Annotated in this window: 22 protein-coding genes; 11 read left to right on the top strand and 11 right to left on the bottom strand. The window is 62.3% G+C overall.

Annotated features, from left to right (window positions below; genetic code table 11):
- The first annotated feature begins 232 nt into the window (after positions 1 to 232).
- Both AC0969_RS16715 and dinB read left to right on the top strand, forming a co-directional pair.
- Positions 233 to 1234 carry an integron integrase gene (locus AC0969_RS16715; RefSeq protein WP_479625285.1) on the top strand — a complete coding sequence of 334 codons (1002 nt, stop codon included), beginning with the start codon at positions 233 to 235 and terminating at the stop codon, positions 1232 to 1234.
- 32 nt (positions 1235 to 1266) lie between these two features.
- Positions 1267 to 2448 (top strand): DNA polymerase IV, encoded by a 1182-nt coding sequence (gene dinB / locus AC0969_RS16710; protein ID WP_479625289.1) that lies wholly within the window; start codon positions 1267 to 1269, stop codon positions 2446 to 2448.
- Here dinB and AC0969_RS16705 read toward each other — a convergent pair.
- Positions 2445 to 4079 (bottom strand): AMP-binding protein, encoded by a 1635-nt coding sequence (locus AC0969_RS16705; protein WP_479625284.1) that lies wholly within the window; start codon positions 4077 to 4079, stop codon positions 2445 to 2447. The two genes, dinB and AC0969_RS16705, sit on opposite strands and share 4 nt — an antisense overlap.
- Before the next feature lie 148 nt (positions 4080 to 4227).
- Between AC0969_RS16705 and AC0969_RS16700 the strand changes: the two genes are divergently transcribed.
- Complete coding sequence (locus tag AC0969_RS16700; protein ID WP_479625283.1) at positions 4228 to 5154, top strand: DUF3034 family protein; 927 nt, start codon at positions 4228 to 4230, stop codon at positions 5152 to 5154.
- An 11-nt stretch (positions 5155 to 5165) separates the two neighbouring features.
- Positions 5166 to 5591: a group I truncated hemoglobin gene (locus tag AC0969_RS16695; RefSeq protein WP_479625282.1), complete on the top strand. Its 426-nt coding sequence runs from the start codon at positions 5166 to 5168 to the stop codon at positions 5589 to 5591.
- A gap of 104 nt (positions 5592 to 5695) precedes the next feature.
- On the opposite strand, the gene AC0969_RS16690 is transcribed toward AC0969_RS16695, so the two are convergent.
- Positions 5696 to 7042 carry a dicarboxylate/amino acid:cation symporter gene (locus AC0969_RS16690; RefSeq protein WP_479625281.1) on the bottom strand — a complete coding sequence of 449 codons (1347 nt, stop codon included), beginning with the start codon at positions 7040 to 7042 and terminating at the stop codon, positions 5696 to 5698.
- A 145-nt stretch (positions 7043 to 7187) separates the two neighbouring features.
- On the opposite strand from AC0969_RS16690, the gene AC0969_RS16685 reads away from it, so the two are divergent.
- Positions 7188 to 8051, top strand: a complete 864-nt coding sequence (locus AC0969_RS16685; RefSeq protein WP_479625280.1) for an LOG family protein — start codon at positions 7188 to 7190, stop codon at positions 8049 to 8051.
- Here AC0969_RS16685 and AC0969_RS16680 read toward each other — a convergent pair.
- Positions 8026 to 9201, bottom strand: coding sequence for an MFS transporter (locus AC0969_RS16680; RefSeq protein WP_479625279.1), 1176 nt, complete (start codon positions 9199 to 9201; stop codon positions 8026 to 8028). The two genes, AC0969_RS16685 and AC0969_RS16680, sit on opposite strands and share 26 nt — an antisense overlap.
- 449 nt (positions 9202 to 9650) lie before the next feature.
- Here AC0969_RS16680 and AC0969_RS16675 point away from each other — a divergent pair, with 449 nt between their 5' ends.
- The gene (locus tag AC0969_RS16675; protein WP_479625278.1) at positions 9651 to 9935 is read left to right on the top strand and encodes a hypothetical protein; all 285 of its coding nucleotides are present in this window, start codon (positions 9651 to 9653) and stop codon (positions 9933 to 9935) included.
- Between the two features lie 73 nt (positions 9936 to 10008).
- Here the strand turns inward: AC0969_RS16675 and AC0969_RS16670 are convergent, their stop codons facing one another.
- Positions 10009 to 11259, bottom strand: a complete 1251-nt coding sequence (locus AC0969_RS16670; RefSeq protein ID WP_479625288.1) for a DEAD/DEAH box helicase — start codon at positions 11257 to 11259, stop codon at positions 10009 to 10011.
- A gap of 242 nt (positions 11260 to 11501) precedes the next feature.
- Between AC0969_RS16670 and AC0969_RS16665 the strand changes: the two genes are divergently transcribed.
- From AC0969_RS16665 to AC0969_RS16655, 3 genes are all read left to right on the top strand, one after another.
- Positions 11502 to 11888: a hypothetical protein gene (locus AC0969_RS16665; RefSeq protein WP_479625277.1), complete on the top strand. Its 387-nt coding sequence runs from the start codon at positions 11502 to 11504 to the stop codon at positions 11886 to 11888.
- A 54-nt stretch (positions 11889 to 11942) separates the two neighbouring features.
- Entirely contained in the window at positions 11943 to 12407 is a 465-nt protein-coding gene (locus AC0969_RS16660) for a CopD family protein (protein ID WP_479625276.1), read from the top strand.
- Between the two features lie 74 nt (positions 12408 to 12481).
- Complete coding sequence (locus AC0969_RS16655) at positions 12482 to 12694, top strand: putative motility protein (RefSeq protein ID WP_479625275.1); 213 nt, start codon at positions 12482 to 12484, stop codon at positions 12692 to 12694.
- Positions 12695 to 12813: 119 nt separating this feature from the next.
- On the opposite strand, the gene AC0969_RS16650 is transcribed toward AC0969_RS16655, so the two are convergent.
- From AC0969_RS16650 to AC0969_RS16625, 6 genes are all read right to left on the bottom strand, one after another.
- Positions 12814 to 13338 (bottom strand): hypothetical protein, encoded by a 525-nt coding sequence (locus AC0969_RS16650; RefSeq protein WP_479625274.1) that lies wholly within the window; start codon positions 13336 to 13338, stop codon positions 12814 to 12816.
- Positions 13339 to 13511: 173 nt separating this feature from the next.
- A complete protein-coding gene (locus AC0969_RS16645; RefSeq protein ID WP_479625273.1) occupies positions 13512 to 13871 on the bottom strand; it encodes a translation initiation factor Sui1 in 360 nt (119 codons plus the stop codon).
- Positions 13872 to 14087: 216 nt separating this feature from the next.
- A complete protein-coding gene (gene ppa, locus AC0969_RS16640) occupies positions 14088 to 14624 on the bottom strand; it encodes an inorganic diphosphatase (RefSeq protein WP_479625272.1) in 537 nt (178 codons plus the stop codon).
- A 124-nt stretch (positions 14625 to 14748) separates the two neighbouring features.
- Positions 14749 to 15780 carry a DctP family TRAP transporter solute-binding subunit gene (locus tag AC0969_RS16635; RefSeq protein WP_479625271.1) on the bottom strand — a complete coding sequence of 344 codons (1032 nt, stop codon included), beginning with the start codon at positions 15778 to 15780 and terminating at the stop codon, positions 14749 to 14751.
- Between the two features lie 21 nt (positions 15781 to 15801).
- Positions 15802 to 17100 (bottom strand): TRAP transporter large permease, encoded by a 1299-nt coding sequence (locus AC0969_RS16630; protein ID WP_479625270.1) that lies wholly within the window; start codon positions 17098 to 17100, stop codon positions 15802 to 15804.
- Complete coding sequence (locus AC0969_RS16625) at positions 17097 to 17618, bottom strand: TRAP transporter small permease (protein WP_479625269.1); 522 nt, start codon at positions 17616 to 17618, stop codon at positions 17097 to 17099. The genes AC0969_RS16630 and AC0969_RS16625 overlap by 4 nt, the downstream gene beginning before the upstream one ends.
- Positions 17619 to 17959: 341 nt before the next feature.
- Between AC0969_RS16625 and AC0969_RS16620 the strand changes: the two genes are divergently transcribed.
- Together AC0969_RS16620 and AC0969_RS16615 are read left to right on the top strand one after the other, a co-directional pair.
- On the top strand, positions 17960 to 20065 hold the full coding sequence (locus tag AC0969_RS16620; protein ID WP_479625268.1) for a sodium-translocating pyrophosphatase: 2106 nt from the start codon (positions 17960 to 17962) through the stop codon (positions 20063 to 20065).
- A 57-nt stretch (positions 20066 to 20122) separates the two neighbouring features.
- A complete protein-coding gene (locus AC0969_RS16615; protein ID WP_479625267.1) occupies positions 20123 to 21001 on the top strand; it encodes an AEC family transporter in 879 nt (292 codons plus the stop codon).
- 137 nt (positions 21002 to 21138) lie between these two features.
- Here the strand turns inward: AC0969_RS16615 and AC0969_RS16610 are convergent, their stop codons facing one another.
- Positions 21139 to 21633, bottom strand: coding sequence for an OmpA family protein (locus AC0969_RS16610; protein ID WP_479625266.1), 495 nt, complete (start codon positions 21631 to 21633; stop codon positions 21139 to 21141).
- Between the last annotated feature and the right edge of the window lie 4 nt (positions 21634 to 21637).

The raw sequence follows: 21637 nt of genomic DNA, 5'->3' as shown, positions 1-21637 counted from the left end.
AGGCTTGCCCTCATCGCCCCTGTGTGCAAGTGCTGCGCAATGCATAACGCGGTGGCGGCCTGTGATGACCAGTCACCGCGTCAGCGGTTTAGTTCAACGTGATGTACACCGCAAACCTTGCGGTTTAAATCGGCTACTGAGGTTTAAATCATCCATTGAAATCTCCTGGAAGTGGCTTGCAGTCTGGTTATTAGACCAGTATACTGTACAAAAAAACAGTTATAAAATTTCCATGAAACCCGGCACGCCTCCGCTCCAATCCACCCGGATACTGGACCAGGTGCGGGAGCGGATTCGCTACTTGCACTATAGCCTCAGCACCGAAAAGGTTTACCTGTACTGGATTCGGTTTTTCATCCGCTGGCATGGCCGGGGTGGCCAGATGCAGCACCCAAGATTGATGGGTGCGCCGGAGATTGAAGCCTTTCTCACCATGCTGGCGACCGAGCGCCGCGTATCCACATCCACCCATAACCAAGCCTTGAGTGCCCTGGTGTTTTTGTACCGTGAAGTGCTGGACATGGATCTGCCGTGGATGGACGGCATCAACCGTCCGACCCAAAAGCGGCGTATTCCCAGCGTGATGACGCAAGACGAAGTAGCCGGGCTGCTGGCGTACATGAAGGGTGAAACGGCACTGTTGGCGCGCTTGCTATACGGCACCGGCATGCGGTTGATGGAGGGCATGCGGCTGCGCGTCAAAGACGTGGACTTTGACCGCCACGCCATCATCGTGCGCGAGGCCAAGGGCGGCAAAGACCGGGTGGTGATGCTGCCGCAGTCGCTAGCCCCGGCATTACGTACGCAAATGCTGGCGGCACGGGCCACGTGGGAAGCTGACCGCCAAGCCCAGCGCGGCGGGGTCGAAACACCGCACGCACTGGAAGCAAAGTACCCCAAAGTGGGCTACACATGGGCTTGGTTTTGGGTATTTCCGTCGCCCACCTTGTCCATTGATCCGCGCAGCGGTGTGGAGCGGCGACACCATCTGTACGAAGAACGCTTGCAACGCGCCTTGAAGAAAGCGGTTGCGCAGGCAGGCATTTGCAAACCCGTATCGGTACACACTCTGCGCCACAGCTTCGCCACGCATTTGTTGCAAGCGGGCACAGACATCCGCACGGTGCAAGAGTTGCTGGGCCATAGCGACGTGTCTACCACCATGATTTACACCCATGTTCTCAAGGTGGCAGCAAGGGGTACGACCAGCCCATTGGATCGGCTGGTGCTGTGACCCCCCTACCCCGCCGCATCGCCCACCTCGACATGGACGCGTTCTACGCGTCCGTGGAGCTGCTGCGTTACCCGCAGCTCAAGGGCTTGCCGGTGGTGATTGGCGGCGGGCGTCGCAAGGAGGACGAGGCTCTGGCGGGGCGGGCGCTGGCGGAGATTGCCGTGGGCAACTTCCCCAAGCTCAAGGACTACGTGGGGCGCGGCGTGATCACCACCGCCACCTACGCGGCGCGGCAGTTTGGGGTGGGGTCGGCGATGGGCTTGATGAAGGCGGCCAAGCTGTGCCCGCAGGCGATTTTGCTCCCCGTCGATTTTGAGGAAATCCGCCGCTACTCACGCCAGTTCAAGGCCATTGCGCAAGACATCGTGCCGCTAATGGAAGACCGGGGGGTGGACGAGATTTATCTGGACTTCACCGAGGTGCCCGGCGGCCAGCGCGAGGGCGGGCGGGTGCTAGCGCGCCTGATCCAGAAGGCGGTGCTGGATGCCACCGGGCTGACCTGTTCGGTGGGCGTGGCGCCCAACAAGCTGATCGCCAAGATGGCCAGCGAGTTCAACAAGCCCAACGGCATCTCCATCGTCGGGCCGGACGACCTGCAACCGTTGATCTGGCCCCTGCCCTGCCGCAAGATCAACGGCATTGGCCCCAAGGCCAGCGAGAAGCTGACGGCACTGGGCCTGCACACGATTGGCGACCTGGCCGCTGCCGACCCGCAGTGGCTGGTGGCGCATTTTGGCCGCGCCACCGGGGCGTGGATGCATGCCTCGGCCCACGGCCGCGACGACCGCCCGGTGGTGACCGAGAGCGAGCCCGTGTCCATGAGCCGCGAAACCACCTTCGAGCGCGACCTGCACGCGGTGCACGACCGGGCCGAGCTGGGTGCGGTGTTCACCCGGCTGTGCGAGCAGGTGGCGGCAGATTTGCAGCGCAAGGGCTACGTGGGCAAAACCATCGGCATCAAGCTGCGCTATGACGATTTCAAGGCCGCCACCCGCGACCACACGCTGACCCACCCCACGGCCGATGCCAAAGCCATCCGCCACGCCGCCGGGCAGTGCCTGAAGCGCGCACCGCTGGACAAACGCCTGCGGCTGTTGGGGGTGCGGGTGGGTTCGCTGGTGCGGGCAGATTTAGCTCCAAATACGGCTCTGGCGCATATTCCACATGCGCAAGCAGCTATGCATTTGGAAGCACAGACGGGTTGGCTGTTTTAAACCGTACGCAGCTCGCGGCGTAACACCTTGCCTAGCGCGGACTTGGGCAGCGCGTCGATAAACACCACGCTGCGCGGGCGTTTGTAGCCGGTGAGCTGGGTGGCACAGAAGGCCAGCAGGTCGGCCTCAGAAAGGGCGAGGTCTTGGCGCACCACAAACGCACGCACGGCCTCGCCGGTGGCGGCATCGGGCACGCCCACCACCGCGCATTCCAGCACGCCGGGGTGGCTGGCCGCCACGGCCTCCACCTCGGCGGGGTAGACGTTGAAGCCGCCCACCAGCAGCATGTCTTTTTTGCGGTCGATGATGCAGATGCGGCCCTGCGCGTCCATCGCGCCGATGTCGCCGCTGCGGAAGTAGCCGTCGGCCGTGAAGGCGGCCGCAGTTTCTGCCGGGCGCTTCCAGTAACCGGCCATCACCATCGGGCCGTGGATGGCGATTTCGCCAGGCTGGCCCTGGGGCACGTCCTGGCCATCGTCATCCACCATGCGGATGTGTACGCCAGGCATGGGCAGGCCGATGTCGCCGGTAAACACGGCCAGATCGGTACGGTTGCAAACCACGGCGGCGGCAGTTTCCGACAGGCCGTAGCCCTCGGTGATGGGGCAGCCGGTGACCTGCAGCCAGCGCTGGGCCACGGCGGCCTGCACCGGGCTGCCGCCGCCGTTGCTGATGCAGAGTTCGCTGAAGTCGAGCTGGGCAAAGTCGGGGTGCTGCAACAGCGCGCCAAACAGGCTGTTGACCGCCGGGAACATGTGCAGTTTGTAGGGCTTTAACAGCGCAATCATCGCCGTTTGGTCGCGCGGGTTGGGGACGAGGATATTGCGCGCCCCGGCCCGCATGCCCAGCAGGCTGCACACCACAAACGCAAACACGTGGTACAGCGGCAGCGCGCAGACGATGGTGAACTGGGTGCTGCGCACTTGGCGCTGTAGGCCGGGCTGCATCCAGGCTTCCGAGGCCAGCAGGGTGGCGATCAGCGTGCTGTGCAGCAGCGTGGCGCCCTTGCTTACCCCGGTGGTGCCGCCGGTGTATTGCAGCACCGCCGGGTCGCTGGGGCGCAGCACGGGCGGCTGGTACGGCAGGCTGCGGCCCTGCCAAATCGCCTCGACAAAGCTGCTGCCGCCAGGGCTTAGCGCTGGCAGCGCGGCCCCGGCGGGCAGGCCCAGCAAATCGGTGCCTGCCGCCACCAGCACGGTGGCCACATCGGTGTGGGCAATCACGGCCTCTAGCGTGGGCGCAAAGCGGTCCAGCACCACGATGGCCTTGGCCCCGGAGTCCACCAGCTGGTGCTGCAACTCGCGCGGCGTGTACAGCGGGTTGATGTTGACCGCCACGAATCCGGCGCGCAGCACCGCCGCCATCGCCACCGGAAAACTCAGCAGATTCGGCAGCATGATGGCCACGCAGTCGCCCTGCGCCAGCGGCTGGGCTTGCAGCCAGGCGGCCAGCGCCGTGGACAAGGCATCCACATCGCCATAGCGCAGCGTATGGCCCATGAAGACATAGGCATCGCTGTCGCGGTAGGTGGCAAAACTGTGCTCTAAAAGCGCCACCACCGTCTGCGGGCCCGAGGTGGCTATGGCGGTCGGCATTCCGACGGAGTAGTGGGCGTGCCAAGGATGTTGCATGGAGGGTACCTAGGTTGAATTTGTCCGTCGGGCACATGGCAAAAAGCCAGGGTTTGGGGTATTTTCGGGGCACCAAAAAATGGGGCGCACAGGCAGGCATGGTACAAATAAAGCCATGCATTCCAGGCCCCAACCACGAGGAGTTTTTATGCATCTATGGACCACTGCACTAGCCACCGCAACGCTAGCCCTGTGCAGCCCCGGCATCCATGCCGACACCGGCAAGCTGCTGCTGACCGGCGGTGTCAGCAGCATCGATGGTGCGGCAGGCGGCGGCCTGACACCCTGGGCCGTGGTGGGCAGCAACGCCACCGCGCGTGAAATCGGTGCCAGCGCCGCGCTTACCCACGTACATACGCAAGACTACGGCCTGAACGTGGCCGGTGCAGCGGTAGGCATCCACGACCGGCTGGAACTGTCCCTGGCCCGGCAAGACTTCAACGCCGGGCCGACCTCGGCACTGGCCGCCTTGGGTGTCACGCCCGGCCAGCACATCCAGATGGACATCTTTGGTGCCAAGCTACGCGTGGCGGGCGATGCGGTGCTGGAGAGCGACCGCTGGATGCCGCAAATCGCCGTGGGCCTGCAACACAAGCGCGTACACGCCGGCAGCATGGCGCCGGTGTTGAGCGCCCTGGGGGCCAAGACCTCCGGCACCGATGTGTATCTGAGTGCCACCAAGCTGCTGCTGGCCCAAGGCCTGCTGCTCAACGGCACGCTGCGGGCCACCAAGGCCAACCAAAACGGCCTGCTGGGCTTTGGCGGCGCGCTGGGGCAAGACAAAGTCCGCCTGCTGCCCGAGTTCTCCGTGGCCTACCAGCTGCGCAAGGACCTCGCCATCGGTGCGGAAGTGCGCTTCAAACCCAACAACCTGGAACCAGTGGGTAACGCCGTCTTCGGCGCCAACTCGGGCGCGCTGCGCGAAGACAACTGGCAAGACCTGTTCATCGCCTGGGCCCCGAGCAAAAACTTCTCGCTCACCCTGGCCTATGTAGACCTGGGGCGCATCGTCCCCGCGCTGGTGTCGGGCCGCAAACAAACCGGCGGCTATGTGTCTGCCCAAATCGCATTCTGAGGACCTGCACCATGACCGTATCGAAGCAATGGATCGCCGCTGCCATGCTGGTACTGGCCTGCACCGCACATGCCCAAACCAGCCCCCTGTACCAGTCGCTGGGCGAAAAACCCGGCATCACCGCAATGGTGGGCGACTTTGTGGAGCGCCTGAAAGCCAACCCGCGCATCGGCAAAATGTTTGACAACATCAAGGCCAGCTACCTGAAAGAGCAGTTGACCCAGCAGCTGTGCGAGGTCAGCGGCGGGCCCTGCGTGTACGACGGCGAAACCATGAAGAACTCGCATGCCCAGCTGGGCATCGACAAAGCCCAGTTCCACCTGCTGGTGGAGATTTTGCAAACCACGATGGATGCACACGGCATTGCGTTTACTGCACAAAACCAGCTCTTGGCCAAACTGGCCCCGATGCACCGCGAAATCATCACCGCACATTGAAAAAGCCACCGCAAGAGAACTTGCGATGGCTTTTTAAATTGCTATATATTTAATAGCTACTAGTGCATATTTAATATGCGCTAGTAGCACATTTCATATATAGGTTAGTGGCCCGACACATCCATCTTGGCGGTCTTCTGGTCCAGGATGACTTCGGGCGCGTTGGCCTCTTCCCAGGTTTGGTTGTTCATGGCGGCATCCAGGCGCTGCATGTCCAGGTCGCCGGTCCACTTGGCCACCACCAGGGTGGCGACGCCGTTGCCGACCAGGTTGGTCAGGGCGCGGGCTTCGGACATGAAGCGGTCGATGCCCAGAATCAGCGCCAGCCCGGCCACCGGCACATGGCCCACGGCCGACAAGGTGGCGGCCAGCACGATGAAGCCGCTGCCCGTCACACCCGCTGCGCCCTTGGAGGTGAGCAGCAGCACCAGCAGCAAGGTGATTTGCTGGGCAATGGTCATCGGGGTGTCGGTGGCCTGGGCGATGAACACGGCGGCCATCGTCAGGTAGATAGAGGTGCCGTCCAGGTTGAACGAGTAGCCAGTGGGAATCACCAGACCGACCACCGACTTCTTGGCACCGGCGTTTTCCATCTTCTCCATCATGCGCGGCAGCACCGATTCGCTCGACGAAGTGCCCAGCACGATCAGCAGCTCTTCTTTGATGTACTTGATGAATTTGAAGATGCTGAAGCCGTGCAGGCGCGACACGATGCCCAAAATCACAAACACAAAAATCAGGCAGGTGCCGTAGAACGTGCCCATCAGCTTGCCCAGCGACACCAGCGAATCCACGCCGTACTTGCCGATGGTGAAGGCCATCGCACCAAACGCGCCAATCGGGGCCACCTTCATCACCATGCCCACGATGTCGAACATCACGTGCGAGAACTTCTCGATGAAGTCAAACACCTGCGTGCCGCGCCCGCCAAACTTGTGCAGCGCAAAGCCAAACAGCACGGCAAACAGCAGCACCTGCAAGATCTCGCCCTTGGCAAACGCATCCACCACGGTGCTGGGGATCACGTTCAGCAAAAAGTCGGTGGTGGTGGCCATCTTGCCGGGGGCGATGTAGGCCGCAATGCCCTTGGTGTCCAGCGTGCTGGCATCAATATGCATGCCCGCACCGGGCTGCACCAGGTTGACCATCACCAGGCCGACGATCAGCGCCAGCGTGCTCATGATTTCAAAATACAACAGCGCCAGGCCGCCGGTTTTGCCCACCTTCTTCATGTCCTCCATACCCGCAATGCCGACCACCACGGTGCAGAAAATGATGGGTGCAATCAGCATCTTGATCAGCTTGATGAAGCCATCGCCCAGCGGCTTCATCTGCGCGCCCAGCTCGGGGCGGAAGTGGCCCAGCAAGATACCGATGGCCACCGCCACCAGTACCTGCACATAAAGGGATTTGTAAAGCGGCTTCTTGGCGGCCGTGCTGTCTGTACGCATGCTGCATACCTTTCTAGATAAATAAATAGCTGCCCCCACGGGAGACAGAACAGCCAGAAATTTACCCCCGTAGAAACCCTAGGCAATTGTGGGAACTACGGCCTTATGTCACAAAACCCGTCTGTTTTAAGCCCACAATCACCCTATGGAAAACACCGACACACTCAACGACCGCAACGTAGCCCTGGCCTGGGCCGATCTGCAAGCCCACGCCAACAACGGCCAAAAACTCGACACCGACGCCTACCGCCTGGCCTTTGCCGACCCCGAGTTTTTGCTGCGCCGCGAAACCCGGGGCATCCGCTTCCAGCTGGAAATGCTCAAACCCGACCTGGCCCAGCTTGAGCAAGGCATTGAAAACACCGTGGTGGTCTTCGGCAGCGCCCGCTTCCCGGCCCCGGAAGACGCGCAACCCGCACTGGCCGCCGCCCAGGCCGGTGGCGATGCCGCCGCCATCACCGTTGCCGAACGCCGCATGCGCAACGCCCACTACTACGAGCAGGCCCGCCTGTTTGCCCGGCTGGTGGCCAACTACAGCGCCGACCGCGCCGCCGAGGACCGGCTCTACATCTGCACCGGCGGCGGCCCCGGCATCATGGAGGCCGCCAACCGGGGTGCCCATGAAATGGGTGCGCTGAACGTGGGCCTGAGCATCGCCCTGCCCCACGAGCAAGGCGGCAACCGCTACGTGTCGCCCAGCCTGAACTTCAAGTTCCACTACTTCGCGCTGCGCAAAATGCATTTCATGATGCGCGCCAAGGCCCTGGTGGCCTTCCCCGGCGGCTTTGGCACGCTGGACGAGCTGTTTGAAGTGGTCACCCTGGTGCAAACCGGCAAAACCAAGGCCGTGCCCATCGTGTTGTTTGGGGCCGACTACTGGCGCAAACTGGTCAACTTCGACCTGCTGATCGAAGAAGGCGCAATCTCCGCCAGCGACATGGCGCTGTTCAACTTTGTCGATACCCCAGAAGAAGCGTGGAGCGCTATTCGGGCGTTTTATAAGATTTAAGTCCCCAGGCGGCCTTGGAGCCGCCGCCCACCACTGCGCCCACCACCCAGAACAGCCCGGCCACGCCCACATAGGCGCTGGCCAGGCCGAACAGCAGCGGCATCACCACGCTAGAGGCGTTGATGCTCATCAGCCGCAGGCCCAGCGCCTCGCCGTGCCGGTGCTCGGGGGTGATCTGGTGCAGAGTGCTCATCACCATCGGCTGCACCGAGCCCAGCGCCAGCCCCAAAAACACCGAACACACGCCCATCGCCGCCGCACTGGGTAGCAGTGGATACAGCGCAAACAGCAGCGCCGTGGCCCACATCGCGCCCACGATCACCGCCCACTCGCGCAGCCGCGCAGCCATCAGCGGCATGGCCATGCGCACCACGGTGGCGGCAATGGCAAACGCCCCCAAAATGCCGCCGATGGTGGACGCGCTCAGGCCCCGCTCGTGGCCGAGGATGGGCACCACAAAGGTGTGCACATCCCAGCAGGAGGACAAAAACCAGTTCACCAGCAGCAGGCGGCGCAGCATCGGATCAAACAGCAAATCCAGCACCCGGGTTTTGGCCGCACCGGGCGCTTTGCGGATGGCAGGCAGCTCTTGCACGCCCTGCACCAGCGCCCAGGTGGCCAGCGGCAGCACCGCCATCAAGGCAAATGCAGCCTGAAAGCCGGTGGTGTCGGCCGGTGCGCTGCCCGCGTGGTCGATCATCAGCCCGGCGGCAAACGGCCCGATAAAGTTGGACAAGGCCGGCCCCAGCGCCAGCCAGCTGAACACGGTTTTCAGCTGCGTGGCACCCACGGCGGCCCGGCCCACATGGCGTTGCAGCGCAATCACCGCAATGCCGGTGGCCCCGCCGGTCAGCAGCGCGCTGGCGCACAGCACCGGGTAAATCGGCAAAGCCGCCGCCAACCCCGCCCCCAGCACCGCCATCACCACGCTGATGGTCACCGGCTTGCGCAGGCCATGCCGGTCGGCATAGCGCCCAGCAGGCAGGGCCAGAAACACCTGGGTCAGGGCAAACAGAGCCAGCAACCCGCCCACCGCCAACCCGCTGTAGCCCGCGTGCAAAGCCCATAGCGGCGCGGCCAGGCGGATGCCGGTCATGCAGGCGTGCAAACAGATCTGGGCGGCGATGAGGCGGGCCAATGCGGGGGTCATAGGGGGTTGTGAGAAAGAGCGCAGTGCGTAGCAGGGCCACTGAGCTTACCTGCACTCGCGGTCGCTGGATGCGGGCAGCTAGGCTTGGTCGTTATTAGGTCTATTTTCAGATGTCGAAATGGCGGCTAGCGCATATTGAATGTGCGCAATATGCTATTGTTTTTTACTATCAAAAGAGAAGCAAACTCCATAGAGTGTGGGCTATTCTTTCGCTTGCCTGCGCGCTGGGCGTTTTGGTTGATTTTCTCGAATGCCCCGCTTAAACCGTTCGCCCAAGTCGGACGCCTGCGGCCCCTGAGCTTCGCCGTTAAAGCAAAAACTCCCCTCAGCCTACACAAAACCTGCGCCACCAGCTATCACTACCATAGCACCCGTGTCATCAAACCTTCATCCAAACCACGCATCCTAGCCACGCGGTATGTCGCCGCGCCAGCTTCTGCGAGGACTTTATGAACACTGCCAATACCACGACCGAGTTGCCGACCGAAATGTTTGACGAAGAATTTGAAACCGTGGGCGACCACCACCGCATGGCGGCGCACCACTTTGCGGCGGCGGCCAAGCTGCATTTACTGGCCGCCACGGCCGACGACGAAGGCGACGACGAGGCCGCTGCCCGCCACGCCTATGTGGCCTACCGCCACCAGCTCAACGGCACCCAGTACGCCGAGATTGCGGTAATGGACAGCGAAACGATGGAAGACGAAGACAGCGCTGAAATCGCTGCCGACTGAGGCAAAACGCTCAGTTTTTGATAGCTGCTAGCGCAATATACATATGCGCCAGCAGCCTATTTCACATAAAAAATCAACTGGCTGCCGCAGCGGCGCGCAGCTTGTCTTTCTTGCTGGGCCGCTTGCCTTTGATGCCGCCGTTGGTCTGCGCGGGCAGTTGCGGTACGGCCAGCTCGACCGGTTCAAAACCTACCACCTCTTCGCGCGGCAGGCTCAGGCCCTGGCGCTTTTCGATCAGGGCGAAATGGGCTTCGGTGTCGGCAGTGACGAAGCTAAACGCCTCGCCGCTCTGCCCGGCGCGGCCGGTGCGACCGATGCGGTGCACGTAGTCCTCGGCCGAACGCGGCAGGTCGTAGTTAACGACCACTGGCAGCTCGGCCACGTCGATACCACGGGCGGCCAGGTCGGTGGCCACCACCACGTGTACGCGCCCGGCCTTGAGGTCGTCCAGCACCTGGGTGCGTTTGCCCTGGCTGAGCTGGCCGTGGAAGGGTTCGGCCCAGATGTCGGCCTTGCGCAGCTTGTCGGCCACGATCTCGGCGGAAAATTTGGTGGCCACAAACACCAGCACGCGCTTCCAGGTGTTTTGCTGCACCAAATGGCGCAACAGCTGGGTGCGGCGGCTGGCATCGACGGCGATGGCGCGCTGGGCAATGGCAGGCGCATCCGTGTGGGTAGTGGGCTCGGCAGCCATTTCAATGCGCACTGGGTCGCGCAGCAGCTGGGCGGCCAGTGCGTCGATGGCGGGCGGAAAGGTGGCCGAGAACAACAGGTTCTGGCGCTTTGCGGGCAGCAGCGTGAGCACGCGGGCCAGCTCTTCGGCAAAGCCCAGGTCCAGCAGGCGGTCGGCCTCGTCCAGCACCAGCGCCGCCACGTGGGAGAGTTGCAGGGCGTTGTGGTCCACCAGATCCAGCAAGCGTCCCGGTGTAGCCACCACAATGTCGGCCCCGCCACGCAAGCCCATCATTTGCGGGTTGATGGACACGCCACCGAAGATGACGGCGATTTTTAAAGGCTGTGGCAAATGCTGGGCCAGGCTACGGAACACCTCGGCCACCTGGGCTGCCAGCTCGCGCGTGGGCACCAGCACCAGCACGCGGGGGCGGCGCTTGTCCGCAGGGCGCGGCGTGTCTTGCAGGCGCTGCAACAAAGGCAGGGCGAAAGCCGCCGTTTTGCCCGAGCCGGTAGGCGCCGCCGCCCACACATCCGCCCCGCGCACAATGGCCGGAATGGCCGATGTCTGGATGGCGGTAGGCGCGGTAAAACCCTGTTCGCGCACGGCGCGCAGCAAGGCGGGAGCAAGTCCCAGGGAGGCAAAGGGCATGGGGGGTGCGTCGGGCAAGACGGCGAGTGTCAAGTCAAGTGGGTGTGTGTCGTGTGGAGTACGACACTTTGTGGGGTAGGCAGTTTAACCCTGTACAAACTAAACGGGTATGTATTGCATGTTAGATTCGACCTCAGAATAGATGCTGCAAGCGCAATTAGCTATGAATTTCGCAGCAAATTTACAGAGCAAGTGATCGCCCTCGACCCTGCCTATTCACAATAACTAAAAGAAAGCTGCCCTTGAGCGATGATTTTGACGCCCTGTTTGACGCGGCACCGACAAGCACAGCACCGGCGGTCAAAGCTACGCCTGCCCCCACAGCGGCCGAGCATCCTGTCGTCCTGGCAGCCCCCGCCGTCGCAGAGGAAACTGAACCACCAAGCCTGTGGCTGGCGCTGTACAAACCAGGCGCTGATGTGCAATACGAGAGCACATCGCACAAAGTCAGCTATGTCCACATCAGCCGAAAAGGCTTGTTTGTCCGGCTCAACAACAAGGACGGCATCGTGCCCGCCGAAAAAGTCAACGTTGCGCTGACCCGCGTAGTTCTGCCCGTGCATGTGTACCAACCGCCCCCAGTCCAGTTAAAAGCCCCCTTGCCTCCCGGCCCCGCACGCACCAAATAACCTCGGACTCACGCAACGCACAGGGCCTTGCGTAAGCCATGAACGGAAACCGCCATGTACGACATCTTCAAACTTCTTCATCTGGTAGCCGCCATCGTCTGGATGGGTGGCATGTCCTTCATGCTGTTTGCGCTACGGCCCGCCGCGCTGGTGGCTCTGGAGCCGCAACCCCGCGCCCGGCTGATGGTGCAGGTATTGCAGCGGTTTTTCAGGCTGGTGCTGGCGGCCATCGTGCTGCTGCTGGCCACTGGCGGCCACCTGTTTGGTAGCGGCTTCAAAGCCGTGGCAGCGTCGGGCGGCAGCGTACCGCTGGGCTGGGCCGCCATGATCGGCCTGGGCCTGCTGATGGTGCTGGTGTTTGGGCATATTTATTTTGCCGGGTTTGCCAAGTTCAAACGCGCAGTGGCCGCCGCTGAGTGGCCGCTGGCCGCCCAAGCCGCTGGACGTATGCATACACTGGTGGTACTGAACTTTGTGCTGGGATGGCTGGCGATTGCCAGCGTGCGCCTATTGCATTGAGAACATGTTCATGGCCCGGCGCTCAAGTCCGACGCTACAGCGTCGATAAATGGAAACCCCCTAGGAGTTTTGCCATGAACATCGCCAGTACCACCGCCGTGCAATCGGCCACATCCGCCGCCCAGGCCCCCAACTCGGACAGCCTGAACATCCGGGTGCTGAAAAAAGCCCTGGATGCACAAGCTGTGGCGGCACAGGCACTGCTGGAATCCATTCCCCAGCCCAACGCCGCCCCCACGCTGGCCAAGCAAGGCAGCCTGGGCACGCAGGTCAATACTTTTGCCTGATGGAATTGAACAGGACTGGACGCAAGACCCTTTGTGCGCCGAGTCGGCTACACAGAGTGCTTGGCATCCAGTCCTGTTGAAGTAACGCTAACTGGCCCAGCGCGGGCCATCGGCGCAGGCTAATTGCGGTGATCGAAAGGCCGCTGGCCGTGGTCACGGTCATGTTTGCCTTGGTCACGGTCATGTTTGCCTTGGTCACGGTCATGTTTGCCATGCTGCCCTTTTCCACCACCATGCGCACCTGGGTGGCCGTCACCGCCATCGGGGCGATTCTGCGGTGCACGGGGGCCACCGTGGGGCTGCGCCCACCAGCGGTTGCGCTCGTTTACCTGCACAAAATAGACCGGCCGACCGCAGGCGTTATAGCGCCCGCAATACTTGCGCCAGTTCTTGGAGTGGCCCGGCGGAACGTACAAATACAGCGGCGGCCCGTCCATCGGACCGCGCTCAATCCGTACCGGCTGGGCATACAACACCGGTGGTGGTGGCTGCGTACCAAAGCTGATTTGGCCATACACACCGGGGGCAATGTTGCCGCCCACCGTGCCGTTGAGGTACAGATCCTGGGCCTGCGCAGCGCCCAGTCCGCAAACCAGCAGCACGCCGGACAAAAATCGAGAAGCAGACACTAAAAGGTGGGGCATAGAGCACTCGCGTGGAAGTTAAAGAAGAAAGGAGTCCGGCAGCTGTTGTACCGCAGACTCGGTATGGGACGCATGCGTACGCCGTAGGGGTTTAACGTGAGAGTGCCCTCGGTAGACGACAGCATCGCGTTGCACATGGGTTTTTAGCGCCCAGGCTCCTAGGAGCCTTGGCGCTACCCACCCGCCCGCTTGACTGTATAGCCCTGCTTTTGCAGTAGCACCATCACCGTGTCCACATGGTCGCCCTGCACTTCCACTACGCCGTCTTTCACCGTGCCGCCACTGCCACAGGCGGCTTTGAGCTGTTTGCCCAGGGCGGTCAGGCCTGCCAGATCGAGTGGCACCCCTTTGACCAGGGTCACGCCCTTGCCCGCCCGGCCCTTGGTTTCGCGCGACACACGGACAATGCCGTCGGTTTTAGGCAGCGGCTTTTGACCGCAAATGCACTGGGCCACCGGTTGGCGGCAATCCGGGCACATACGGCCCGTATCGGTGGAATACACCAGGCCACCGCTGGAGAGTTTGCTTTTCATAGGTTTACTACCAAAAAAATAGCACCTAGCGCCCATTCGATAGGCGGTAGGTGCATATTTTGCTTAACGATCAAAGTGTTTCAGTTCCAGACTACGCGCAGAAAACACCCCTTCCAGAAACACCGCAGAACTGGCTTTGCCAGGCTGCTGGTGTTGCCCCCTGCAAGGGGGTTGGCGAAAGACGCGCAGCGCTGCAGCCTGGGGGTGAGCACTATTTCAGGCCAACGATTTTTTGTAGTTGGCCATGCCGTCCACAATTTCTTTCTTGGCCGAATCAATGCCTTCCCAGCCGATCACCTTGACCCACTTGCCTTTTTCCAAGTCTTTGTAGTGCTCGAAGAAGTGGCTGATGGCCTTCAGGCGCATCTGGTTCACGTCTTCAATTTTTTGCCAGTGGGTGTAGATGGGCAGGATTTTGTCGGTGGGCACAGCCAGCACCTTGCCGTCGATGCCAGCTTCGTCTTCCATCATCAGGATGCCGATGGGGCGGCAGGTCACCACCACGCCGGGGAACAGCGGGTACGGGGTGATCACCAGCACGTCCACCGGGTCGCCGTCGCCGCTCAGGGTCTGGGGCACGTAGCCGTAGTTGGTGGGGTAGTGCATGGCCGTGGTCATGAAGCGGTCCACAAAGATGGCGCCGGACTCTTTGTCCACTTCGTACTTGATCGGGTCGGCATTCATCGGAATTTCGATCACGACGTTGAAGGCATCGGGGGCGTTTTTACCGGGGGGGACGAGGTTCAGGGACATGGTGGTCTTTGCCGTTGGAGTTGAAAAATCGATTTTGTTATTTTGCCTGAGGGAAGATCGGCCCTTCTGCCTACGGCCTGGCCGCCTTTGGGGCGACACAGAGGGCACTGCGTCCCGTCATGGGTTATTTTTTGCGGGCAGCGATGGACTTCTCGGCCGTAGCCACCAGGTCCGCACCAATCGTCTTCTTCCACTTTTCAAACACCGGGCGGGTGGCAGCCACAAAGGCAGCGCGCTCTTCGGGGCTCAGCTTGGTGACGGTGGTGCCCAAGGCGGCCAGGTCTTTCAGTAGCGGCTGGTCGGCTTCCACCAGGCCCTTTCGGGCGATGGTAATTTGCTCACGGGCGGCATCCTGGGCAGCTACTTTGACGATGGCACGGTCGGCCTCGGTCCAGCTGGCCCAGATGTCTTTGTTGACCACAAACACCAGCGGGTCGGCCACGTAGCCCCACAGAGTCACGTGCTTCTGCGCCACGTTGTGCAGCTTGGCGGCGGTGTAGATGGACAGCGGATTTTCCTGCCCGTCCACCGCGCCGGTGGCCAGCGCGGGCTGGGCGTCGGCCCAGCTCATTTGGGTGGGGTTGGCACCCAGGGCGGTGAAGGTATCCTGGAACAGAGGCGAGCCGACGACACGGATCTTCATGCCCTTGAGGTCGGCCGGGCTGTGGATGGCGCGCTTGGAGTTGCTGATTTCGCGGTAGCCGTTTTCACCAAAAGCCAACGGCTGCACACCAGCTTTGTCGATGATCTTGAAGATGTCTTTACCCACCTGGCCTTGCGTCAGGGAGTCGATGGCGGCGTAGTCGGGCATCAAAAACGGCAGCGAGAACAGGTTCAGCTCTTTCACCTGCGGCGACCAGTTGATGGTGGAGCCAATAGCCAGGTCGATCACGCCCTGGCGCAGCGCCGAGAATTCGCGCGTCTGGTCGCCCTGGATCAGTGACACGCCTGGGTACAGCTTGATGTTGATGCGGCCTTGGGTGCGCTCGCGGACCATATTGGCCCAGATTTCACCGCCCTTGCCCCACGGAAAGGCGGTGCCCAGCACCAGCGACATCTTGTACTCGGGCTTGTAGGCGGTTTGGGCGATGCTGCCGGTGGTGGCGAGCAGGGCGGCGCTGGCTACGGCCAGAGCGAGGAAGGAACGAACTTTCATTTTTGTCTCCAATTTGAAAAATTAATAACCCAGGTAGTGCGGCAGCCACAAGGCGAGTTGCGGAAACGCAATCACCAGCACCATCACCACAAACATCGAAAACAGCATCCAGCCCACCCAGGGCACGGTTTCTTCCATGCGCACCTTGGCAATCCGGCACGACACCATCAAATTCACGGCCAGCGGCGGTGTGAACTGGCCGAGTGCCACCTTCAGCGTCAGGATCACGCCAAACCACACGAGATCCCACTGGTAGTGCATGGCAATCGGCAGCAGCAGCGGCACAAAGATCAGAAAGATCGACACACCATCCAAAAACATGCCCACGGTGACCAGCATCACGATCAGCAGCGCCAGCACGCCGTACTCGCCCAGGCCGGAGTTAACGATGGCGTGGGTGATGGGGTCGATCACGCCCAGGGTCGATAGCGAATAGGCAAAGATGCCCGCCAGCGACACCACGATCAAGATCACCGCCGACAGCTCGCCCGACTCGCGCAGGATGGGGAACAGGTCGCGCACGGTCATGGTGCGGTGGATGAACATGCCGACAAACAGGCCGTAGAACACCGCCACCACGGCGGCCTCGGTGGGCGTGAACCAGCCCGCACGCATACCGCCCAGAATCAGCACCGGCGCGGCCAGCCCCCAAATGGCCCCGCGCAGGCTGGCCCAGAACGGGGGCCTTGGCAAAGTAGCTTCCAGCGCGCCCATCTTGTGTTTGCGCGACAGCCACACGGCGGGAATGATCAACGCCAGCCCAGCCAGCACGCCGGGAATCATGCCGGCGGCAAACAGCGCGGGCACGGATGCACCGGGCACCAGGATGGAATAGACGATGAAGGCAATCGACGGTGGAATCAAAATGTCGGTGGCCGCCGCAGCCCCTACCACGCTGGCCGAAAACGCAGGCGGGTAGCCCGCCTTGTTCATGGCGCTGATCATCACCGCGCCCACCGCCGCAGCGCAGGCCGGGCCGGAGCCCGAAATACCGCCCAAAAACATCGCCACCGCAATCGCCACCAGCGGCAGCATGCCGGGGCCGCGCCCCACCACCGCCACGGCAAAATTCACCAGCCGCGCGGCCACGCCAGAGCGGTCAAAAATCGAACCCACCAGCACAAACATGGGAATGGCCAGCAGCGGGTACTTGCCCAGCCCGGCATAAAAGTTTTGCGGCACGGCCAGCAGGCCAAACCACTGGCTGCTGCTGTTGGCAATGGCAATTGCCGCCGCGCCCGCCAAGCCCAGGGCCACGCCAATCGGCACGCCCAGCAACATCATCACGATGAAGGTCACAAAAAGCAGGGTCGTGATCATTCGCCACGCCCCCGGCGGATGAACAGGCCCACGGCCCGCAGCGCGATGCCCAGCGACAAAATCGGCAGCCAGATCGAATACCACCAGGCGGGTACGCCAATGCCAGGCGTGGTTTCCTCGAACCGAAAGTCGTCCCTCACCATGCGAATGCTCAGCGTGCCGATCAGCGTAAACAAAATCGCCACCATCACCGCACCAAAGCGCGACAAGCCCTTGCGCCGGGCCATGCTGCCGCTGTCCGAGAAGTATTCGATGCGGATGTGCCGGTCCCGCGCCACGGCGGCAGACGCGCCCACCAGGGTCAGCGCAATCATCAAAAACACCGAGAGCTCTTCCGTCCAGGCAAAGGATTCGTTGGTGAAATAGCGCGCCAGCACATTGGCAAAGGTGATCAACGCCAGCGCGCCCATCACCAGCACGGTGAGCCAGTCTTCGATCTTCAACGGGACGGTGGTGGCGGGATCTTGTGCGGGGACATCGATGGCGGGCGTATCGGGCCCAGAAGAGTCAGAAGACATGCGGATAAGGGGGGCTGAGAGAAATAAGGGAAGAATGGACGGAGCCACATGTAGCCTGCCGGGCATCCGGCAAAAAACCCATAGTCATCATAACTTTGGGACTTGTTCTATTTCCGCATCAAATACAGGGTTTACCCTTGATTAAAAAAGCCAAACCAGGATGTGCATCTACCTCCACCATAGGACATACCCTAGGCCATGTGAGCTAATCCCACATTGCCCCTTATATTGTTTCCGTTGGCCAATCGTTTCCGCACATGCCGGACCCGCGAGGAAGCAACGCAGCGGGTGCCTCGCTTGCGTTGCCCCCACCTCGTGACAACGGTTCAGGAGACATCCTTATGGCAGGTAACACAGCGCTCATATTGGCGCTCATTTGTGGCTTCATCGCGGTGGCCTACGGCTTTTGGGCCCGCAGCTGGATACTGGCGCAAGACGCAGGCAATGCGCGGATGCAGGAAATTGCCGCCGCCATCCAGACCGGAGCGGCGGCCTACCTGGCCCGGCAGTACCGCACCATCACCGGGGTCGGCGTGGTGCTGGCGGTGCTGATCTACTTCTTTCTGGACTCCCTTTCGGCTATGGGCTTTGTGGTGGGCGCGGTGCTGTCAGGCGCCTGCGGCTTCATCGGCATGAACGTGTCGGTGCGGGCCAATGTGCGCACTGCGCAGGCCGCCACCAAAGGCATTGGCCCGGCGCTCACGGTGGCGTTTCGCGGCGGGGCCATCACCGGCATGCTGGTGGTGGGGCTGGGGCTGCTGGGCGTGACTGGTTTCTACTGGTTTCTGGTGCCCGATGGCGCGCCCACGGCGGCGCGGCTGAATCCGCTGATCGGCTTTGCCTTTGGCTCGTCGCTGATTTCCATTTTTGCGCGGCTGGGCGGCGGCATCTTCACCAAGGGCGCGGATGTGGGGGCAGATTTGGTCGGCAAGGTGGAAGCAGGTATCCCCGAGGACGACCCGCGCAACCCGGCGGTGATTGCCGACAACGTGGGCGACAACGTGGGCGATTGCGCCGGTATGGCGGCCGATTTGTTTGAAACCTATGCCGTCACGCTGATCGCCACGATGGTGCTGGGCGCGCTACTGGCCACGGGGGGCGGTGCAGCCACCGTGGTGTACCCGCTGGCGTTGGGCGCAGTGTCTATCGTGGCCAGCATCATTGGCTGCTTCTTTGTGGTCGCCTCGCCGGGCATGAAGAACGTGATGCCCGCGCTGTACAAGGGGCTGGCGGTGGCGGGCGTGCTGTCGCTGATTGCCTTCTACTTTGTCACCCAGGCGCTGGTGCCCGACAACGCTCTGGGCGGCACGGGCGCGGCCATGCGGCTGTACGGGGCCTGCGCCGTGGGCCTGGTGCTCACCGCCGCACTGGTGTGGATTACCGAGTACTACACCGGCACGCAGTACGCCCCGGTGCAGCACATCGCCCAGGCATCCACCACCGGGCACGGCACCAACATCATTGCCGGGCTGGGCGTGTCGATGCGTTCCACGGCTTGGCCGGTGATTTTTGTGTGCATCGCGATCTGGGTGTCGCACCATTTGGGCGGCTTGTACGGCATTGCGATTGCCGCTACGGCGATGTTGAGCATGGCGGGCATCGTGGTGGCGCTGGATGCGTATGGGCCGATCACCGACAACGCGGGCGGCATCGCCGAAATGGCCGAAATGGCCAAAAGCGTGCGCGATGTGACCGACCCGCTGGATGCCGTGGGCAACACCACCAAGGCCGTCACCAAGGGCTACGCCATCGGCTCCGCAGGCCTGGCCGCGCTGGTGCTGTTTGCCGACTACACCCACAAACTGGAAGCCTACGGCCACGCGGTCAGCTTTGATTTGAGCAACCCGATGGTGATCATCGGCCTGTTCATCGGCGGCTTGGTTCCCTACCTGTTTGGCGCGATGGCGATGGAGGCCGTGGGCCGGGCGGCGGGCAGCGTGGTGGTGGAAGTGCGCCGCCAGTTTCGCGAGATCCCCGGCATCATGGAAGGTACGGCCAAGCCCGAGTACGGACGCGCGGTAGACATGCTGACCACGGCAGCCATCAAGGAAATGATGGTTCCATCACTACTACCCGTAGTCGTGCCGATTGGAGTGGGCCTGCTGCTCGGCCCGGCGGCGCTGGGCGGCTTGCTGATGGGCACCATCGTCACCGGCCTGTTTGTGGCCATCAGCATGTGTACCGGCGGCGGTGCCTGGGACAACGCCAAGAAGTACATCGAAGACGGCCACTTTGGGGGCAAGGGGTCGGACACCCACAAGGCCGCCGTCACTGGCGACACCGTGGGCGACCCGTACAAAGACACCGCAGGCCCGGCGGTGAACCCGCTGATCAAGATCATCAACATCGTGGCCTTGCTGATCGTGCCGCTGGTGATGCAGATCCACGGCGAAGCCCCCACGGCGGCGGCCCAGACCCCGGTCATGCCCATCACCGCCGCAAAATAGCGGGCGGTAAGATCCAAAGGGCGCACCCGGTGCGCCTTTTTTATTTCTGGACCCTGCATGACCGACCAGCTTCTGGGCATTTTGCTGCCCATCGTTTTTTCCGCCAGCATTGGTTTTTTCTGGATCAAGTTCAAGCAACCACTGGACAAACCGGCGATGGGCAAGCTGGTGATGAACATCGGTTTTCCGTGCCTGCTGCTGGGCTCCATCGACCGGCCGGGTTTAACGCTGCCACTGCTGGGGCGTACTTTTTTGGCAGGTGGCTTGGCGGTACTGGCCTTTGCCTTGCTCGGCACCTTGGCCCTGCGGCTGCTGCGCCTGCCGCCCCGGCGCTTCATCCCGGCGATGGTGCTGCCCAACACCGGCAATCTGGGCATTCCCATCGCCTATTTTGTGTACGGCCCCGAGGGCATGGTGTTTGCGCTGGCCTTCTCCACGATGGTGCAGGTGGGCCACGCCACGCTAGGCATCTGGCTGGCCTCGGGCCACATGACACTGCGCAAAGCACTGTCGCACCCGATGCTGTGGACGATGGCGCTGACCCTGCTGCTGATCGGCACCGGCACGGCCCTGCCCGCCCCGGTGATGGCCACCGTCAAGCTGGTGGGCGGCATTTCGCTGCCGCTGATGCTGATCATGCTGGGTGCATCACTCACCCAGCTCAGCCTGGACAGCTTTGGCCGCGCCCTGGCGCTGTCGGTGGTAAGGGTATTTGGCGGGCTGGGTGTGGGGCTGGCGCTGGGCACGCTGCTGCACATGCCGCCCGTGGCAGCGGGTACGTTTGCCATCCAGTGCGCCATGCCAGTGGCCGTGGTGTCGCTGATGCTGGCCGAGCAGTTTGGCGGCCCGAGCAAAGAGATTTCGGGCATGGTGCTGGTGTCCACCGTGCTCACGGCGCTGGCCTTGCCGCTGATCCTGCTGGCCATCCAGGCGTAAAAAAACCGCACAGCCTAGCAGGCGGTGCGGTTTGCAGTCGGGGAACACCGCAGAACTGGCTTTGCCAGGCTGCTGGTGTTGCCCCCTGCAAGGGGGTTGGCGAAAACACGGAGTGTGTAGCCTGGGGGTGTTCCAAATTACTGCACGATCACCACTTCGACGCGGCGGGCTTCGGCGTTGCTGCCGGTGCCGGTCATGGCTTCGGGTTTGAGCAGTTCAATCTTGTCTGCGGCCACGCCCAGGGCGGCCAGGGTGTCGCGCACGGCAATGGCGCGCTGCTTGGCCAGTTCCTGGTTCATGGCCAGATCGCCGGTGGCGTCGTGGAAACCGCTGACGCGCACCGACTTGCCATCGGCTGCCAGCTTGACCACTTCGACCAAGGCTTCGTTGGCACCGGCGGCAATATCGGCCTTGGCGGTGGCAAAGTAGAACTTGACGATACCGTCCACCACCTTGACGCTGGCCCCATCCACCTCCACGACCTCCACCACTTCCACAGCCGCCACCGCAATCGCCTTGGGCATCTGGGTTTTGTAGATGCCCAGACCAATGGCCAAGCCAATCACGGCAGCCACCACGCCAAACAAAATCGCCAGCACTACACCGCCGGTATCGTCGTCAGAAGAAGACATTTTT

Source organism: Rhodoferax sp. LB1P47 (assembly GCF_056521445.1).
This window is presented reverse-complemented; position numbering and strand designations above follow the sequence as displayed.

Bases quoted from the DNA above. Each gene is read 5' to 3' on its own strand.
- AC0969_RS16715 (WP_479625285.1), top strand. From the start codon at position 233: ATGAAACCCGGCACGCCTCCGCTCCAATCCACCCGGATACTGGACCAG.
- dinB (WP_479625289.1), top strand. From the start codon at position 1,267: ATGGACGCGTTCTACGCGTCCGTGGAGCTGCTGCGTTACCCGCAGCTC.
- AC0969_RS16705 (WP_479625284.1), bottom strand. From the start codon at position 4,079: ATGCAACATCCTTGGCACGCCCACTACTCCGTCGGAATGCCGACCGCC.
- AC0969_RS16700 (WP_479625283.1), top strand. From the start codon at position 4,228: ATGCATCTATGGACCACTGCACTAGCCACCGCAACGCTAGCCCTGTGC.
- AC0969_RS16695 (WP_479625282.1), top strand. From the start codon at position 5,166: ATGACCGTATCGAAGCAATGGATCGCCGCTGCCATGCTGGTACTGGCC.
- AC0969_RS16690 (WP_479625281.1), bottom strand. From the start codon at position 7,042: ATGCGTACAGACAGCACGGCCGCCAAGAAGCCGCTTTACAAATCCCTT.
- AC0969_RS16685 (WP_479625280.1), top strand. From the start codon at position 7,188: ATGGAAAACACCGACACACTCAACGACCGCAACGTAGCCCTGGCCTGG.
- AC0969_RS16680 (WP_479625279.1), bottom strand. From the start codon at position 9,201: ATGACCCCCGCATTGGCCCGCCTCATCGCCGCCCAGATCTGTTTGCAC.
- AC0969_RS16675 (WP_479625278.1), top strand. From the start codon at position 9,651: ATGAACACTGCCAATACCACGACCGAGTTGCCGACCGAAATGTTTGAC.
- AC0969_RS16670 (WP_479625288.1), bottom strand. From the start codon at position 11,259: ATGCCCTTTGCCTCCCTGGGACTTGCTCCCGCCTTGCTGCGCGCCGTG.
- AC0969_RS16660 (WP_479625276.1), top strand. From the start codon at position 11,943: ATGTACGACATCTTCAAACTTCTTCATCTGGTAGCCGCCATCGTCTGG.
- AC0969_RS16655 (WP_479625275.1), top strand. From the start codon at position 12,482: ATGAACATCGCCAGTACCACCGCCGTGCAATCGGCCACATCCGCCGCC.
- AC0969_RS16650 (WP_479625274.1), bottom strand. From the start codon at position 13,338: ATGCCCCACCTTTTAGTGTCTGCTTCTCGATTTTTGTCCGGCGTGCTG.
- AC0969_RS16645 (WP_479625273.1), bottom strand. From the start codon at position 13,871: ATGAAAAGCAAACTCTCCAGCGGTGGCCTGGTGTATTCCACCGATACG.
- ppa (WP_479625272.1), bottom strand. From the start codon at position 14,624: ATGTCCCTGAACCTCGTCCCCCCCGGTAAAAACGCCCCCGATGCCTTC.
- AC0969_RS16635 (WP_479625271.1), bottom strand. From the start codon at position 15,780: ATGAAAGTTCGTTCCTTCCTCGCTCTGGCCGTAGCCAGCGCCGCCCTG.
- AC0969_RS16630 (WP_479625270.1), bottom strand. From the start codon at position 17,100: ATGATCACGACCCTGCTTTTTGTGACCTTCATCGTGATGATGTTGCTG.
- AC0969_RS16625 (WP_479625269.1), bottom strand. From the start codon at position 17,618: ATGTCTTCTGACTCTTCTGGGCCCGATACGCCCGCCATCGATGTCCCC.
- AC0969_RS16620 (WP_479625268.1), top strand. From the start codon at position 17,960: ATGGCAGGTAACACAGCGCTCATATTGGCGCTCATTTGTGGCTTCATC.
- AC0969_RS16615 (WP_479625267.1), top strand. From the start codon at position 20,123: ATGACCGACCAGCTTCTGGGCATTTTGCTGCCCATCGTTTTTTCCGCC.
- AC0969_RS16610 (WP_479625266.1), bottom strand. From the start codon at position 21,633: ATGTCTTCTTCTGACGACGATACCGGCGGTGTAGTGCTGGCGATTTTG.